Origin of the sequence: Halobacillus sp. ACCC02827 (assembly GCF_030291935.1) — a bacterium.
Classification (GTDB): Bacteria; Bacillota; Bacilli; order Bacillales; family Halobacillaceae; genus Halobacillus.
Map to the genome: position 1 here is coordinate 1847722 of NZ_CP128168.1, position 16197 is coordinate 1863918.

Annotated in this window: 19 protein-coding genes; 3 read left to right on the forward strand and 16 right to left on the reverse strand. The window is 45.8% G+C overall.

Annotated features, from left to right (window positions below):
• Positions 1-4: 4 nt before the first annotated feature.
• The 16 genes from QRD89_RS09810 to QRD89_RS09885 all read right to left on the reverse strand — a co-directional run bounded on the left by QRD89_RS09810 (position 5) and on the right by QRD89_RS09885 (position 14439).
• The gene (locus tag QRD89_RS09810; protein WP_286095157.1) at positions 5-580 is read right to left on the reverse strand and encodes a TetR/AcrR family transcriptional regulator; all 576 of its coding nucleotides are present in this window, start codon (positions 578-580) and stop codon (positions 5-7) included.
• A gap of 67 nt (positions 581-647) precedes the next feature.
• Positions 648-1601, reverse strand: a complete 954-nt coding sequence (msrB, locus tag QRD89_RS09815; RefSeq protein WP_062513479.1) for a peptide-methionine (R)-S-oxide reductase MsrB — start codon at positions 1599-1601, stop codon at positions 648-650.
• Between the two features lie 91 nt (positions 1602-1692).
• Positions 1693-2229, reverse strand: coding sequence for a VrrA/YqfQ family protein (vrrA, locus tag QRD89_RS09820; RefSeq protein WP_286095158.1), 537 nt, complete (start codon positions 2227-2229; stop codon positions 1693-1695).
• Positions 2230-2291: 62 nt separating this feature from the next.
• Entirely contained in the window at positions 2292-2972 is a 681-nt protein-coding gene (locus tag QRD89_RS09825; RefSeq protein WP_026577390.1) for a uracil-DNA glycosylase, read from the reverse strand.
• 170 nt (positions 2973-3142) lie between these two features.
• Entirely contained in the window at positions 3143-6256 is a 3114-nt protein-coding gene (locus QRD89_RS09830) for an AAA family ATPase (RefSeq protein WP_286095159.1), read from the reverse strand.
• Position 6257: 1 nt separating this feature from the next.
• Entirely contained in the window at positions 6258-7412 is a 1155-nt protein-coding gene (locus QRD89_RS09835) for an exonuclease SbcCD subunit D (RefSeq protein ID WP_026577388.1), read from the reverse strand.
• 2 nt (positions 7413-7414) lie between these two features.
• The gene (locus QRD89_RS09840) at positions 7415-7633 is read right to left on the reverse strand and encodes a YozE family protein (RefSeq protein ID WP_008640502.1); all 219 of its coding nucleotides are present in this window, start codon (positions 7631-7633) and stop codon (positions 7415-7417) included.
• Between the two features lie 154 nt (positions 7634-7787).
• Positions 7788-8552 (reverse strand): twin-arginine translocase subunit TatC, encoded by a 765-nt coding sequence (tatC, locus tag QRD89_RS09845; protein WP_026577387.1) that lies wholly within the window; start codon positions 8550-8552, stop codon positions 7788-7790.
• 55 nt (positions 8553-8607) lie between these two features.
• Positions 8608-8796 carry a twin-arginine translocase TatA/TatE family subunit gene (gene tatA / locus QRD89_RS09850; protein WP_008640498.1) on the reverse strand — a complete coding sequence of 63 codons (189 nt, stop codon included), beginning with the start codon at positions 8794-8796 and terminating at the stop codon, positions 8608-8610.
• Between the two features lie 38 nt (positions 8797-8834).
• A complete protein-coding gene (locus QRD89_RS09855) occupies positions 8835-9008 on the reverse strand; it encodes a twin-arginine translocase TatA/TatE family subunit (protein ID WP_062513489.1) in 174 nt (57 codons plus the stop codon).
• Between the two features lie 124 nt (positions 9009-9132).
• The gene (mobA, locus tag QRD89_RS09860) at positions 9133-9720 is read right to left on the reverse strand and encodes a molybdenum cofactor guanylyltransferase (RefSeq protein ID WP_286095160.1); all 588 of its coding nucleotides are present in this window, start codon (positions 9718-9720) and stop codon (positions 9133-9135) included.
• A complete protein-coding gene (locus tag QRD89_RS09865; RefSeq protein ID WP_008640485.1) occupies positions 9717-10217 on the reverse strand; it encodes a dihydrofolate reductase in 501 nt (166 codons plus the stop codon). Before QRD89_RS09865 ends, mobA begins: the two co-directional genes overlap by 4 nt.
• 22 nt (positions 10218-10239) lie before the next feature.
• The gene (locus tag QRD89_RS09870; RefSeq protein WP_062513492.1) at positions 10240-11199 is read right to left on the reverse strand and encodes a thymidylate synthase; all 960 of its coding nucleotides are present in this window, start codon (positions 11197-11199) and stop codon (positions 10240-10242) included.
• Positions 11200-11212: 13 nt separating this feature from the next.
• Positions 11213-11806, reverse strand: a complete 594-nt coding sequence (locus QRD89_RS09875; protein WP_026577384.1) for an HD domain-containing protein — start codon at positions 11804-11806, stop codon at positions 11213-11215.
• Positions 11807-11818: 12 nt separating this feature from the next.
• Entirely contained in the window at positions 11819-12673 is an 855-nt protein-coding gene (locus tag QRD89_RS09880; RefSeq protein WP_008640482.1) for a DUF72 domain-containing protein, read from the reverse strand.
• Between the two features lie 95 nt (positions 12674-12768).
• The gene (locus tag QRD89_RS09885; protein WP_286095161.1) at positions 12769-14439 is read right to left on the reverse strand and encodes a formate--tetrahydrofolate ligase; all 1671 of its coding nucleotides are present in this window, start codon (positions 14437-14439) and stop codon (positions 12769-12771) included.
• Positions 14440-14737: 298 nt separating this feature from the next.
• On the opposite strand from QRD89_RS09885, the gene QRD89_RS09890 reads away from it, so the two are divergent.
• From QRD89_RS09890 to QRD89_RS09900, 3 genes are all read left to right on the forward strand, one after another.
• Positions 14738-14938 (forward strand): cold-shock protein, encoded by a 201-nt coding sequence (locus tag QRD89_RS09890; protein WP_008640480.1) that lies wholly within the window; start codon positions 14738-14740, stop codon positions 14936-14938.
• Positions 14939-15101: 163 nt separating this feature from the next.
• On the forward strand, positions 15102-15779 hold the full coding sequence (locus QRD89_RS09895) for a queuosine precursor transporter (protein ID WP_008640569.1): 678 nt from the start codon (positions 15102-15104) through the stop codon (positions 15777-15779).
• Between the two features lie 11 nt (positions 15780-15790).
• Entirely contained in the window at positions 15791-16195 is a 405-nt protein-coding gene (locus QRD89_RS09900; RefSeq protein ID WP_008640571.1) for a ribonuclease HI family protein, read from the forward strand.
• Positions 16196-16197 lie beyond the last annotated feature (2 nt).

The window sequence follows — 16197 nt, forward strand, 5'->3', positions numbered from 1 at the left end:
GCTGTCACCTTGTTTGAAGAACTCCACGTTCCAGCATATGAAAAAGTTGATCGGCCAACTTCTTCACACCAAGTTTTTCTCGTTGTGGAAACAGGATGGAATGGAAAATCAAATCCCCGAGCAGTTCTGTATCGACATCATGATTCCAAATCCCTTCCTCTTTACTGGCATTGATCCAATCAAGCATCTTCTTATATGTCTCCATCAAATTCTGATGGACTTCCGTACGGATAAAGAAAGTAAGGCTTTTATCCCCGGACTGCAGTTCACGGATCATCTGATCGATATGATGAACCTCTGCATGTTCAAGAAGGACGATCAAGAGCCGGTAGAGCTTTTGGTTCGGTGCGATATCCGCAGGGATTTCAGATATTTTGGATTCCATCTCATCCATCATTGCCTTCATATAGGCGAGGATCAGTGCTTCTTTGTTTTCGAAATAATCATAAAAGGTGCTTCTGCTCACATCAAGCATTGTTGCAAGTTTCTTGAAGTGGATACCTTTGATTCCCTCGGTACGCATAACTTCGCCTGTCACCTTGAATATTTCTTCTTGTGTCAGTGCCCTTTTTCTTCCCACTTCCGTTCCCCCTCATCCTTTCATTATACCATTACCCAAGAAGAATGAGGATGGGAGAACAGGATCATCAGCGGAACAAGTGCTTCAAGTACCCATACCCTTTTTCTTCCATTTCTTCTGCCGGTACGAATTCGAGCGCAGCGGAGTTGATGCAGTATCTCAATCCACCCTTGTCCCGGGGACCGTCATCGAAAACGTGGCCAAGATGAGAATCCGCCTGCTCCGATCGAACTTCTGTCCGGAACATACCATGGGATGTATCCAATTCTTCTTTCACCTTCTCAATGGGCTTCGTGAAGCTCGGCCAGCCGCAACCGGCATCGTATTTATCCTTGGAACTGAAAAGCGGTTCTTTGGAAACGATGTCAACGTAAATTCCTTCCCCTTCATGGTCATGGTATTCGTTCTGAAATGGACGCTCGGTACCATTTTCCTGCGTCACCATATATTGAATATCCGTTAATTGACTGCGGAGTTCCTTTTTATCCTTCGGAAAGCTCCAATGGTTTTTGATGAAATCTGCTCTTCCGGAGCCTTTTTTGTATCGCTTGTAATGAAACTTGCTCTTCTTGTAGTAGTCCTGATGCTTGTCCTCTGCAGGGTAAAAAACTTCAGCAGGGAGGATTTCCGTCACAATCGGAGCTTTAAACTTACCGGACTCCTCCAAACCTTGTTTACTCTCTTCGGCCAAACGCTTCTGTTCTGCACTGTGATAATAAATAGCTGTCGTATAAGACTGGCCTCGGTCTGCAAATTGACCGCCGGCATCTGTCGGATCAATCTGCTGCCAGAACAGCTGCAGGAGACGCTCATAAGGGAAGATCTCCGGGTCGTAGGTGATTTGCACGGCTTCCCGGTGTCCCGTTGTCTCTGATACAACTTCCATGTATGTCGGATTTTCCGTATGGCCTCCGGTGTAGCCGGAAACAACGGAGTGGATACCCGGACGTTCGTCGAACGGCTCCACCATACACCAGAAACATCCCCCGGCAAATGTTGCTTTTTCTACTTGATTACTCATTATTAAAAACCTCCTAAACGTAGGTTCATGCTTTTCCTGCATGTTCCTATTCTTTCTAATTCATAAAAAAAAATCAAGTGACACGCACAGCCTAAATATACAATTTAGGCTGTGATGCTCCTTGATCTTCTTGCTGCTCGGACTCTGAACTCCCGAAACTGCTCGATTCGGAAGCATTTGACGTCCCTTCTTTCTCTTCCTTTTCCGGCGATGTTTCTTCTTCATCCGGCTCATTCATGATTTTCATCATATTAATCATCGCCGGGATGTTCTTCAACATCGGTCCGTATTGCTGCATCATCGGAGCCGCTGACTGCATCGCTTTCAACGCGGTCTGCATATAACCGATCCATCCTGCCCCTCCGCTTTTAGCAGCTGTGCCTGCTGCACCTAACGCCTTCGTACCCAAACCGGATCCGCCTCCGAAGAATCCCGGGACTGCAGATCCTGCATTACCCAGGAAACCAGGAGCTCCGAAGCCGGGTGCGCCGAAAGCACGCATGGCCCCTCCAGGTCCCCCTCCTTGGAAAAAGGGTGCTGCAGAACGCATCATATTCGGTTGGACGGCTTGTTGAAACCCTCGAAACTGCCCCATAGGAGGGTATGGTGGTTGACCTGTAGGAAACATATAAACCCCTCCGAAACTTTAGAATACTGTAGCATATGCCCTTCTTTCAATCTGGTTTGGGCTCATGCGTCCGGACAATCGGCTGGAAGCTTCCAATCGATAGGTTCTTCCCCATGCTTTTTCAAAAATTCGTTCACGCGGGAGAATGGTTTACTCCCAAAGAATCCACGGTGAGCCGCAAATGGACTTGGGTGAGGGGAAGCGATCACCATATGCTTCTCTGTATCTATAGAAGCGCCTTTTTTCTGTGCGTGTTTTCCCCATAAAAGGAACACTACCGGTCGTTCTCTTTGATTAAGTATTTCTATGACAGCATCTGTAAATCGCTCCCACCCTATCCCCTTATGGGAATTAGGCTGCTTCTCTCTGACGGTCAGGACATCATTCAGAAGCAGGACCCCTTGTTCCGCCCAATGCAGCAGGCAGCCGTGATTAGGTGCTGGGATGTCTAAATCATGGTGCAGTTCTTTATATATATTCCTTAAACTCGGGGGAATGGTAACATCCGGACGAACGGAAAAACTGAACCCATGCGCCTGTCCCTTGCCGTGATAAGGATCTTGGCCGAGAATGACTACTTTGGTAGCTTCCCTGGGAGTGAAAGCAAGAGCATTCAATATCTCCGACTTAGCAGGATAGACCCGATGCTCTTTATATTCCTCGTTCAACTTCTGTTTCAGTTGAAGGAAATAATCCTTCTCTTTTTCCTCTTCAAGCAACTCATTCCAATCATTATTTAACATACGTACCCCTCCCTCCAAATGGTGCAGTATTTCCCCGTTCTCTTTTAAGATTTCCCAGTCTATATTTCCCGGGCAAGCGCACGTAGCGACAATAGGAAGATTAAACCGTCGTTCCATGTCATACGCTTTTATTTCGTGTCTGATCCTTTGTCGAATACTTGTTCATTCCGTTACTGAAAAGTGAATTCCAATGTGGATCCCCTTACTCCCGCACGGATTTGCAGTTTGGCAGGAATTTCTTCTTTCAGCTGTGGGACGTGGGAAATGATCCCAAGCAGCCTGTTTCCATCTTGGAGACTGCGAAGGCAGGAGATTGCCTGCTCTAAGGAAATTTCATCCAACGTTCCAAAGCCTTCATCAATGAATAAGGTATCCAGCTGGACACCACCCGCATGGGCCTGTACCACATCAGCCATACCAAGGGCAAGACTTAAAGAAGTTTTGAAGCCTTCTCCTCCGGACAGGGTTCGAACCGAACGTTGTTTTCCTGTATGGTGATCAATTATTTCCAAATCCAGCCCGCTCTGAGCTCCTCGTTTGGCAACTGCGTCACTGCGAATCAGCTGATAGCGGTGATCGGTCATCTGATCCAGGCGCACATTTGCCTGAACAAGGATTTCATCAAGGTAAGAAGCTAGAACATAACGTTCAAGAGAAAGGCGGAGATGGTTGTCCCCTTTTGCCAATTGGGCTAGTTCTGCAATATCGTAATACTTGGAAGCCAGTTCCCCTTGGTCATCCATGAGCATATTTATCTTCTCCCGGATTTCCCGGTTCTTTCGGTACGCTGCGCTCCGTTCATTGAAAGCTTCCTGCTTAATGGCAAGTATTCGGCGTTTTTCATCAAGGAGAGACTGGAGCTCTTCCAAATCCGGCTTATGCTTATCAGCAAGGCGTTGATCGAGATCTTTCACACGGTCTTTCACTATGCTTTTCCTCTTCTCATAATCATCGACAATACGCTGGTTCTCAGCTATGAACCCCGGAGAACGCACCGCCTGCTTATATGCTTCATGATCATGGAAAGAAAATTGAACGAGCGTTTGATCAAGTTGTTTTTTCGACTTTTTAACAGCTTTATCCAGATCCTCCAAATAACGCCCACCTTCCTCGACAGCGGTTGTCAACTGCTGCAGCTGCTCCTTCTTGGTACGGTGTTTCTCCTTCAACTCTTCCCACTCATTTAGAGCTTTAACATAGAGACCGCGTCGGTTCTCTGCTTTTTCTTTCAGCGTTGTGACATCTGTGGAAGAGAACGCATAATTTTCTTCCATGGCCTGCACCTTGGAAAGGATCTTGACGTGTTGCTGCTCTTCTTCGTGCAGACGACTTCTCGTTTCTTCCTGAGCGGATCGAAGCTTCGCCGAACGTTCTTCCACCTGTTCCAGTTCTTTCGCCGCTTCCGTCAACGATTTCCACATGGCATCAAGCTCTTCAAAGCGCTGCTCTGCCGCTTTCAGATCCTCTTCAGATTGAATAATGGCCCGTTGAATGGCCTGTTCATCCAGCGTTTTCACATAACCATCCCATTCTTCCATGGCCTTCTCCGTCAGCTGTCTCTGCGCTTCTCCAGCCGATGTAACTGTTACCAATTGGCGCTGCATTTCTTGATAAGCAGCATCATCCTCTTGATAAACTTGTTTCAGGCGGTCTAGCTCTTCCTGAGCCGGGACATTTAATGGACGATCGACCGGGCGGGGATGATCGCTGCTTCCACAAACAGGACACGGCGTGTCTTCTTCCAGCTTCAAAGAAAGAGTGTACGCATGATGATGGCGGATTTCTTCGAGAGAATCCTCGTAAGCCTGCTTGGAAGACTGTTGACGGACCTCTGCGTTTTTATACTGTTTCATGAAAGATTGATAGTTTCTGCGCATCTCCTCAAGTTTACGCCAATGCTCCTGCAATTGCCGAAGCCCTTCCAACCGCTTATAGAGTACGTCTATTCGCTGCTTCGCTTCATACCAGGAATCGGACGTTTCCCGCTCTTTTCTTCGTTGATTTTTCAATTCTTCCGCACGGTTTTCGCATTTGCCCAATGCTTCCTTCCGCTCGCCCAGCTTCTTTTCCTTCGTTGCAATGGATGTTGTGTATGCTTTGCTGTCTTCGAGCAGTTTATTATAAATGGCTACATTCTCCTGCTCTTCCACTGCTTGCTCCCAAGAGCTTTTCAACTGTTCCCGCTCTTCCTCTTTTCCTGAAAGCTTGTGATAAGCCTCATCGATCTGATGGAATTCTTCACGAATAGTTTTAAGACTTGCAAGTTTATCTTCATACGATTTCTGCCACTTCTGCCATTCCTCCATCCGTTCCTTGTATTGTTTCTCATAGGGAGTGATCTCGGCGGCTCTTCTTGCGGCTTGCAGCTCTTTCTCTGTTTTTTCCACTTCGCTGTGCTTCTGATCCAGTGCGTGCTTCTCTTCATCAAGCAATGCTTTTTCCTCAAACAATTCCAGGAGCTGCTCCGAGTGGTGGTACCGTTTTTTCCATTCATCGACTTCTATTTCTAGTCGTTCCACCGCTTCTTTTTCCGCAGCGACAAGTGTTTCCTGTTTTTCCAGGCGATCATCCAGACGCGTATTGAAACGGGATAGTTCCTCGCTTTCATAGGTGGCTTCTTGATCTTCCCAAACGACTTGATTCCGTTCCTGCTCGATCTTCCATTCAAACTGTTTGATTTCTTCTTCCAGCTGTTTGGACTGTGTTTTAAAGTATTCGGTTATGTCATCAAAGAACTTCGTTTTGAAGATACGTTGAAGTATCTCCTCCCGTTCCTTACTGTTCTCGGAAATAAGCTTACGGAATTCCCCTTGAGGGATCATGATCATCTTACGGAATTGTTCATAATCTAAACCGATGATTTCCTCAATATATTCGTTGACTTCCTTCACCTTCGATGCAACCAGCTGTTCCTGATCGTTTGTTAAGAGGAACAGCTCCGCACGAGCCGGGTCTTCCTTAAACCCTTCTCCCCGCTCCTTCTTTCTTGTCTGTTTGGGCATTCTTACCACCCGATAGGTTTTCCCTCTCAGCTCGAAGGAAAACTCCACAAACGTCGGATCATTAGGATGGGCGAAGTGACTCCTCATTGTATCCTGATCCCGGTCACTTCCGCTCGCACGCCCGTATAAAGCAAAGCACATGGCATCAAAAATTGTTGTTTTACCAGCTCCGGTAGGTCCGGTAATTAAAAAGATCGATTCACCGCCGAGCATTGTAAAATCGACCACTTGTTCATTCCTGTAGGGACCAAATGCTCCCATTCGAATAGCTAATGCCTTCATATCAACGCCCCCTGTCCTCCTGTTTCAAGTGCTGCACCGCATCTTCCACCAACCGGCTTCGATGCTCTGATATTTCGTCTCCCTTTATATCTTCATAAAAAGATCGAAATAGATCCTGATACGATAATGTCTGTCGCTTTTTCACTTCATGGAGATCTTCCAGATTCGCATAGGTAAGGGATCTTCTTCTCTCCAAATGAAGTATATTAGGATAAACTTGACGTAATTTTCCCATCGGATCAATCAGCTGGCCGTCATCCAATAATCGAATGTGCAGATAATTCTCTGGGTTTCCTGCCGCCTCTCCTACCATAAGATCTTCGAAAAATCCCTCAACGATTTCAAAATCTCTCTCTGGAACAAGGGGAACTTTAGTAAATGTAGTGTCTCCCGACTCATCCATTTCGACAACTGTGACTGACTTCTTATGATTGGCTTCCGAGAAAGAGTACTTTAGAATGGATCCGCTGTAGCGGATATAATCCCTAGTGATTCGCTGGGATTGATGCAGGTGCCCGAGCGCTACATAAGAAAATCCATCATATAATGCAGCATCGACATAGGGACTGCCTCCAATCATGGAGAGCCTTTCTTCGGACTCGCTCTCCATTCCTCCAGCTAAAAAGGAGTGACCTACCCACACGTGCCGTTCCTCTTCGTTAAATCTATCCTTTATATCCTGCACAAGCGCTTCTGCCGCCTGCTGATGAGAATGGATTGTATCATCTTCCAGAACAGATGCCGCTTCTGCCGGCTCGACGTACGGAATTAAGTGAAAATGTACCGGGCCGTGCGTATCGTATAACGTAACAGGCTGTCTGTTCGGCTTCAGTTTCGTATCAAGGAAAAGTCCCTGCCTCCTGAACAGTTCACTACCAAATTGAAGGCGGTCAGGACTATCATGATTACCTGAAATGGCAAGTACAGGGATGCCCAGGTCATTAATTAAAGTTGTCAGGGTCTCGTTTAACAACTCCACTGCCTGCTTTGGAGGAATGGAGCGGTCGTAGAGGTCTCCTGCAATCACCACTGCATCCGGAGCCTCCGTTTTCACTATCTCTATGAATTTAGCGAGAATCCAACGCTGATCCTCTGTCATATGTACCGAGTTTACGATTTTGCCGAGGTGCCAATCCGCTGTATGGATGAATTTCATGCCTACTCCTCCTCTAACATATATTGTTCGTAAAGTCTGTCAAATGCTGATAAGGCAGAGGGGAAAGGAGCATTCCATTCCAAGTATCTGCTGATCTCATCGTACGTCTTCGCTTGTCTCGGAAAACTGTGGTCTTTAAACATCCACTCTGCAAGCTGTTTTTCTTCATTTAAAACCAGGTTACCGCGGTAACGCATCATATAATGGTAAAACGATCTCATTTTCTGTTTCCTCCTCGATCTTCTTCCTTATTTTTATCACGAACGGACGAATTCGGCAAAACATTACGGTTTTTTCCAATAAATTCAACGACAAAAGAAAAAAAGAACCCCCTGTATATCGAGGATTCTTCTGTCTTATAAGTATGACAACCCTTTACCCGTTGGAATCATCCATAAACGCTTCATGCGCTTCCTTCTTCTTCCTGTAAACGACACGCGATAGGAGAATGCTGATCTCATAAAGAATGATCAGAGGAACCGCCACGACAAGCTGAAGAATGAAATCCGGAGGGGAAATAATGGTTCCGATAATAACCAGTACGAAATATGCATACTTTCTAATTTTGACTAGAAAGCCTGGGGTAACGATACCAAGACTTGTGAGAAACATAACCAGAATAGGAATCTCAAACAAGATGGCAAACGGGATGGTCACACGGAATAAGAAGCGGAAATATCTTTCCACTGTATAGATCTCATTAAACATTCCATCGTTAAGCGACAACAAGAAAGGAAGAATTAGATGGACAAACACGAGATATCCGAATGTCAGTCCTGCCAGAAAAAGAAGGAATACAGCAGGTATGTAGGACAGCGAAACTTTTCTTTCTTTCGGCGTAAGTGCCGGTTTAACAAACAACCACGCCTGAAAGGCTAGAACGGGAAGCGTCCCGATAATTGCAACAATGGTTGCGATGGTAAAGATGATCCAAATGATTTCTCCAGGGCTCGTCATATTCAATTCAAAAGGGAGGTCTTTCACAAAAAATGCCTGAATCGGTTTAACATAGAGGAAACCTGCAATGAAAAAAAGGACGAAGAAGAGAAGGGTCCAAATAATTCTTCTGCGCAGTTCACTCAAGTGCTCCGTTACATTCATCTCTAAATCTCTGTCGTATTTCTCTTCAGCCAATTCCATTACCTCCCATACGCGACGTGAAAAAAGATGCAAGGGAGTCCCCTTACACCTTTCATTATTCTTTGCCCGGCTTGTCTGCCTTCTGCTGTTCTCCGTCAGAAAGAATATCCCCTGCCGCTTTCTTAAATTCCCTCAGGGACGAGCCGAAAGCTCTTCCTATCTCAGGAAGTTTAGAAGGGCCGAAAACGACGAGAGCAAGCACAAGGATCAAGATAAGCCCTGGTATCCCTATATTAGAAAACAAGACAATTCCTCCATCCATTAGACAAAGAGACAGAACCCTTATTTCCCTGTCTTATCGTCTTTGCTCTCCTCTGTAAGCTCCCGTGTAGACTTCTTGAATTCCTTCAATGTTTCCCCGGCAGCCTTTCCAATCTCAGGCAGTTTCTTCGGTCCAAAGATGACAAGTGCAATCGTAAGTATGAGGATCAATCCAGGTACACCTATGCTGGCCATACAGCTTCACCGCCCTCTCAGATAACTTGCATTCTTAGTTTAACCGTTTTCATAAGAAAAAGACAGAAGCGGGAAAAGAAACCGCTCTTTCTTTCATCATACCATGTTCTGGTAGAGATTGTCTCTATCTGCCGGTAAATTTCGAGAGCTCTTTCGCTTGTTCAAACTCATTCCATGTATTCATGTTAAAGAAGTGCCTGTTTAGTACTTCGGGTTTTAATGAGCTGAAATCAGATACTTTCGTATAACCGGCCGTTTCCAGCAGTCCTCTCACGGATCTTCCGCCTTGATGAAGATAGCGGTCAAGTGTATGAAGCATCGTCCTTGGGTAAATGCCTGACATAGGCTGGAGGAGACCGTCAAAGGAAGGGATGACGGCCTTATCTTTTCTCTGCATAAGTAAATGAGTATAAACTTCGGGATGAACAAAGGGCATGTCGGTTGCTGCTACGATGAACCAATCTTCTTCCCTTTCTTCCATAGCCGCATGGAGCCCGGACAGCGGCCCTGCATCATTCAGGTGGTCCATTACAGTCGGATACCCCGGGTAATCCCCTCGGTTCTGACTGATGACAACAATAGAAGTGAGCCGCTCCATTGTATCAATTACATGTGCAAGAACCGGACGATCTCCAAGGACGAGTGCAGACTTATCCGTCCCCATTCTCGTAGATTTACCACCGTTTAATACGAGTCCGCAAAGGCGGGTCATTTACTCCCTTCCTTTTTCTCGTATGTCCGGAAATAATAATCGTACGGATTCTTCTCGTCTTTCAACCCTTTCGTTTCAGCTACCAATTCCCAATCTTCCAACCGGAAAGCTGGAAAGTACGTATCCCCTTCAAAACTTTCATCGATATAGGTTAAATACATTCGATCCGCATGTGGAAGCATCTTTTCAAATAATACGGCTCCCCCGATGACAAACCATTCTTTATCAGGCTCGTCCCTTTCAAGCTTTAGGATATCTTCCATAGAGTGAATCACTGTGCAGCCGTCCCTGTCATAGTCCGGATTGCTGGTAATAACGATATGTTTACGCTCTGGAAGAGGCTTACCGAACGACTCAAACGTTTTACGTCCCATGATGATCGTCTTTCCCCATGTCATGTCTTTAAAAAATTTAAAATCGTTAGGTATATGCCAAGGAAGGTCGTTGTCCTTGCCGATTAAACGATTTTTATCCATTGCGAAAATGAAAGATATCATTTTTCCACATCCTTTATGTTTTTTAGACAGCTACAGGCGCTTTAATACCCGGGTGAGGCTCGTACCCTTCGATTGTAATATCTTCCATTTCAAAATCGAAGATGGATTTTTTATCCCGGTTCAGCTTCAATTGAGGAAAATCCTTCGGTGTGCGTGCAAGCTGTGTGTCGATCTGTTCTAAATGATTGCTGTAAATATGGGCATCTCCAAGCGTATGGATGAATTCCCCGACATCCAGTCCACATTCATGTGCAATCAGATGCGTAAGTAACGCGTAGCTCGCAATGTTAAAAGGAACGCCGAGGAAGATATCTCCACTTCTTTGATACAGCTGACAGGAAAGCTTGCCATCTGCGACGTAGAATTGGAAAAGAGCATGGCATGGCGGCAGCGCCATATTGGATGGAACATCTTCCGGGTTCCAGGCTGTTACGATATGTCTTCTTGAATCCGGATTATGCTTAATTGCTGTTACGACATTTTTAAGCTGATCAATCGTATCTCCTCTTGACGTACGCCATTCCCTCCACTGTTTTCCATAAACAGATCCGAGGTCCCCGTAAGTTCTTGCGAATGCATCGTCTTCAAGAATACGATCCTTAAATGCTGCCATCTCTTTATCATAGCGTTCCTTGAAGGAATCATCCTCGAGACTCCGACGTCCGAAATCTGTCATATCAGGCCCTTGATAGGCATCACTTTCAATCCATTTCTGAAACGCCCATTCATTCCAAATATTGTTGTTATGCTTCAGCAGATACTGGATATTCGTATCGCCTTTAATGAACCAGAGCAATTCCGATGCAATCAAACGAAAGGGGATCCGTTTCGTTGTCAGCAGTGGAAACCCATCCTTCAAGTCAAACCGCATTTGATGACCGAAAACCGACTTTGTACCGGTCCCTGTCCGGTCCTGCTTTATCGTTCCTTCATTTTTCACCATTCTGCATAAATCTAGATAAGCCTGTTCATTCTTCACCATGTTGATTCTCCTTTTACTCTGAAGCTGTTTCCCTGTTGAATTGATTGATAAACTCTTCCATGAACTGATGCCGTCGATCTGCTTCCTCCCTGCCGGAGGGCGTATTCATTTTGTCTTTAAGAAGAAGCAGTTTCTCGTGAAAATGAGAAAAAGAGCTGCCCCCTTCTTTTCGATAAAGGGGTTGGTTCTTCGCGCCGCCGAACGCAAATGTTCGAGCAATCCCAATCGCACCAATGGCGTCGAGACGGTCCGCATCCTGCACGACTTTTCCTAATAGAGTGTCCGGAGTTTTCCCTTTTCGAAATGATACGGTCTCAATGGCATGATGGATATAAGTGATGTCTCTTTCCGAAAAATGAAGATTCCTCAACAGCTCATCCCGCTCTTTTATCGCATCTTCCTTCGATGCAAACAGCTTGTCATCGCCAACGTCATGAAGCCACCCGGCCACCTCAGAAAGAAATGGGTCCGCGCCTTCCTTCACGGCAAGTAACCTCGACCACTCTGCGACCCTTTGCATATGATTATCATCGTGCCCTGTAACATCGTCATGGAAAAGCCGGAATACAAATGCTTTTATTTCTGTCAGTTTCTCAGCTTCCTTCAACAAAGATCCCCCTTAAAATCCGAATAGATCCATCTGCCTTGGATTGAGATCATGATATTGAATCTTAAGCAGATCCTGCATTTCTTTTGCGTTATCTGCCGCATCTCCACCGGAATTATTATTAAAAAGCAGGGTGATCTCCGGTGTTTTTTTCTGCAGTTCTGTTATACGATCCGCCCACTCCTGCAGCTCTTCTGCGTTGTATCGGTATAAGAAACGGACTTTTCGCCAATCTTTCCGGCCGTTCTTGTTCCATCCATGAATATTTCGTCCATGGAAGCGTACCAGTGTTTTTTTGGGGTGGGTGGGTACAAGCACTCGCGGGACAGAACCTTCCCCCGCCTGTGGTTCATCACAAATGGTATGAATCCACTCTTGATCTCTCATAAAATCCAATGTCTGTGCTTTATACCCCTCTTGGAACCAAGACCGGTTACGGAACTCCAGGGCCAAGGGGTATGATTCCAGCCAATCACGTATGTATCTCAATTTCCTTATGTTTTCTTTTCTGACATCAAACCAGGGAGGAAATTGGAACAAAAGGCAGTCGATCTGTCCTTTCTCCCACACTGGTTGAATGGACTCTTCGTACCGCTTCATTAAATCCCTTGCTTCCTGCACAGACCTGGATTCCCTGTCATGTCCGGTCAGCTGCTGAAAGGCCTTAATAACGAAGGAAAACGAATCGGGCGTCTCCTTCAGCCATTTCTCATACCTTTCTCTGGGCTGAATGGCATAAAAAGCCGTATCTACTTCCACCACCGGAAAGTGAGAACCATATTCCGCAAGCTTTTCTTCTGATCTGGTCTGTTCCGTATATAAAGCCGGATGGTCTCCCCAACCGGTTAAACCGATCTTCACGCCCACCCACCATACCTCCTTTACTCAAGCTTTCTTCACTTAAGACTATCGATATTGTACCAAAAAAGGACTCTTCCTGACTAGAAGAGTCCTGGTACTCCTTAAAACAAACCGGTGATGGTTCCGTTGTCCTTCACATCCATTTGAAGCGCTGCAGGGTTTTTAGGCAGCCCCGGCATTGTCATCACGTCACCTGTCAAAGCAACGAGAAATCCGGCACCCACAGAGGCATGAAATTCTTTCACATGAATCGAAAAGCCTTCCGGCCGGCCGAGCTTTTCCGGGTCATCCGTTAAAGAATACTGCGTTTTAGCCATGCAGACCGGCAAGTTCCCATATCCCAGTTCTTCCAGCTGGTTGATCTGCTTCTTGGCTTTGGATGACCATTCCACTTGATCGGCCCCGTACACGTTAACCGCAATCTTTCTCACCTTTTCTTCAATGCTGTCTTCTATATCATACATATACCTCATGGAACCCGTCTTTGCTGCCGACGCCGTTACAACTTTTTCTGCCAAGTCAATACCGCCTCTGCCCCCTTCTTGAAACACATTAACAAGAGAGACAACGGCTCCTTCATCCTCACACCAATCCACTAACGTTTCTTTCTCCCGATCCGTATCTGTCGGAAATGCGTTGATGGCAATAACATAAGGAAGATTGAATTGTTCTATGGTCTCCATGTGCTTCTTCAAGTTCGCAACACCTCGTTTTAAAGCGGCGATATCTTCCGTCTCCAGCGCATCTTTTTTTACTCCACCATGCATTTTCAGGGCTCGGATTGTTGCGACTATGACGACAGCATCGGGTTCAAAACCACCGGCACGTGTTTTAATATTTAAGAATTTCTCTGCCCCGAGATCTGCACCGAAGCCGGCTTCTGTAACTACATAGTCACCGAGTTTCGCCGCCAGTCGTGTGGCAATAACGCTGTTACATCCGTGAGCAATATTGGCGAATGGTCCTCCATGGATAATGGCAGGCGTGTTCTCAAGCGTCTGGACGAGGTTTGGTTTTACAGCATCTTTCAAAAGAAGCGTCAACGCACCTTCAAAACCAAGGTCCTTCACATATACCGGCTGTTTATCGTATGTATAACCGACAACGATATTAGACAGACGCTGCTTTAGGTCTTTTAGATCTGTAGCGAGACAGAGGATTGCCATAATCTCAGACGCTACGGTAATCTGGAACCCATCTTCTCTCGGCACTCCTTTCACAGGACCTCCCAACCCTACTACGACTTGTCGAAGTGCACGGTCATTGATATCCAGGACGCGCTTCCATTCTATTCTCCGCGGGTCAAGGTTGCACGCATTTCCTTGATGGATATGGTTATCAATGAATGCTGCCAAAGCATTGTTCGCGGCAGTAATGGCGTGGATGTCTCCTGTGAAATGCAGGTTGATGTCATCCATCGGAACGACTTGAGCATACCCTCCGCCGGCTGCACCACCTTTTATTCCCATAGTCGGACCAAGGGAGGGCTCCCTTAAAGCGATGACGGTCTTTTTGTTGATTTGGTTCAGCGCCTGACCAAGCCCGACAGTCACGGTGGATTTCCCTTCTCCTGCCGGGGTTGGATTAATGGAAGTCGTAAGTATGATCTTACCATTTGGACGATCAGACAATTTATCGAGCAGGCGGTCGGATAATTTTGCTTTATAATGACCATAAGGCTCCCAATCTTCCTTACCTAAGGACAGTTGATCAATGATTTCATTAATCGGTCTCATCTTTGCTTCCCTTGCGATTTCTATATCTGTTTTCATGATGTCCTTCATCCTTTCCAATAAACGGTTTCGACCTTATTGTACCCCACTATCTACTATAGAAATAGGGAAGTGCTGAAACCTCTTATTCTTCACCCTTCATATAGTCTGAATATTGACGCTTTTAAGCGGATAAGATATATTGAAATCAAGCAAATATACTGAGCGTAATCACAAAAGCAAGGTAGCTCCCATAGAAATGCTTGGCGTTTTATTATTCCCTTGCCGTCTATGTTTTTTTCGTTTGGATATTTGTAATTCCCACGTTTTACGTGCAAGTTACAGGAGGAAGAAGCCTATGCAAAACGGAACAGTGAAATGGTTCAATGCTGAGAAGGGCTACGGTTTCATACAGGTAGAAGGCGGCAGCGATGTATTCGTTCACTTCTCCGCCATCCAGGAGGAAGGATTCAAATCATTGGAAGAAGGACAGGCGGTCACATTTGAAATCGTTGAAGGCGATCGCGGCCCACAAGCTGCCAACGTCGTGAAAGCATAAACAGAGCAGCCGAAAAAGGCAACCGCTGACGGTTGCCTTTTTCAGCTGCTTTCTAAAACTTTACATATTGCATTGTCTACCAATCCATCGTATAATTTAGGGCTGTTGGTCTATTACCGCGGTTCGAAACCTCCCGCGATACCAAAACTAAGGAGGAACTAAAATGAGTAACGAATGGATTTGGATAGGCTTTGCCCTTATTAATTTCCTACTATTGATATCTATGTACCGTCTGTTCGGTAAACCCGGGTTGTTCGTATGGATCGGGATGTCAACGGTACTTGCAAATATCCAGGTCGTCAAAACCATCGAACTTTTCGGGCTGAACGCAACGCTCGGGAACATTGTCTATGGGACTGCTTTTCTAGCGACGGATATATTGAATGAAAAATACGGAAGGAAAGACGCACAAAAAGCGGTTTGGATGGGATTCTCCACCCTGATCATCATGACGATGATCATGCAGACAGCACTGCTGTTTGCACCCGGGGAAAATGATATGGCCCAGCCGGCTTTGGAGACGTTATTCGGTATTGTACCTAGAATAGCAATCGGAAGCCTTGCCGCCTATATTGTCAGCCAGTATTTTGACGTTTGGCTTTACTCCAGATTGAAAAAGCTGTTTCCAGCCGATCGTCATCTATGGATCCGCAACAATGGAAGTACGATGATCAGTCAGCTGCTTGATACAGCAATCTTCTGTACCATCGCGTTTTACGGACTGTATCCAGGCGGAATTTTCTTGGAAATCTTCCTGACGACCTATATAATTAAATTTGCAGTGGCGGCGCTTGATACCCCGTTCTTCTATTGGGCTAAGAAGATCAAACCTTCAGAATAGGAGATGTTGCAATGATCGAAGCCTACACAGATGCAGCTTCCGGCGGTGATCCCGGACCGAGTGCCGCAGGGGTTGTTATCAAGAAAAAGAACCAAGTGTACGAGTTTCCTAAATATCTTGGGACTTGGTCCAATCATGAAGCTGAGTTTTTAGCTATCATCCATGCATTAGAAGTATGTGTACACCATTTCCCGGATGAAATCATCTCCATCCGGTCTGATTCTAAGACAGCCGTCGAGACGATTGAGAAGAACTTTACAAAAAACGGTAAGTTTCTTCCGCTCCTTGAACGGATACAAACCCTTCAGGCGTCCTTTCCTTTTGTATTTTATAAGTGGATTCCTGAGAAACAGAATAGAAACGCCGATCGGGTGGCTAAGCAATGCCTGATCCAACATGAGAGTCTGGACCATTAAGG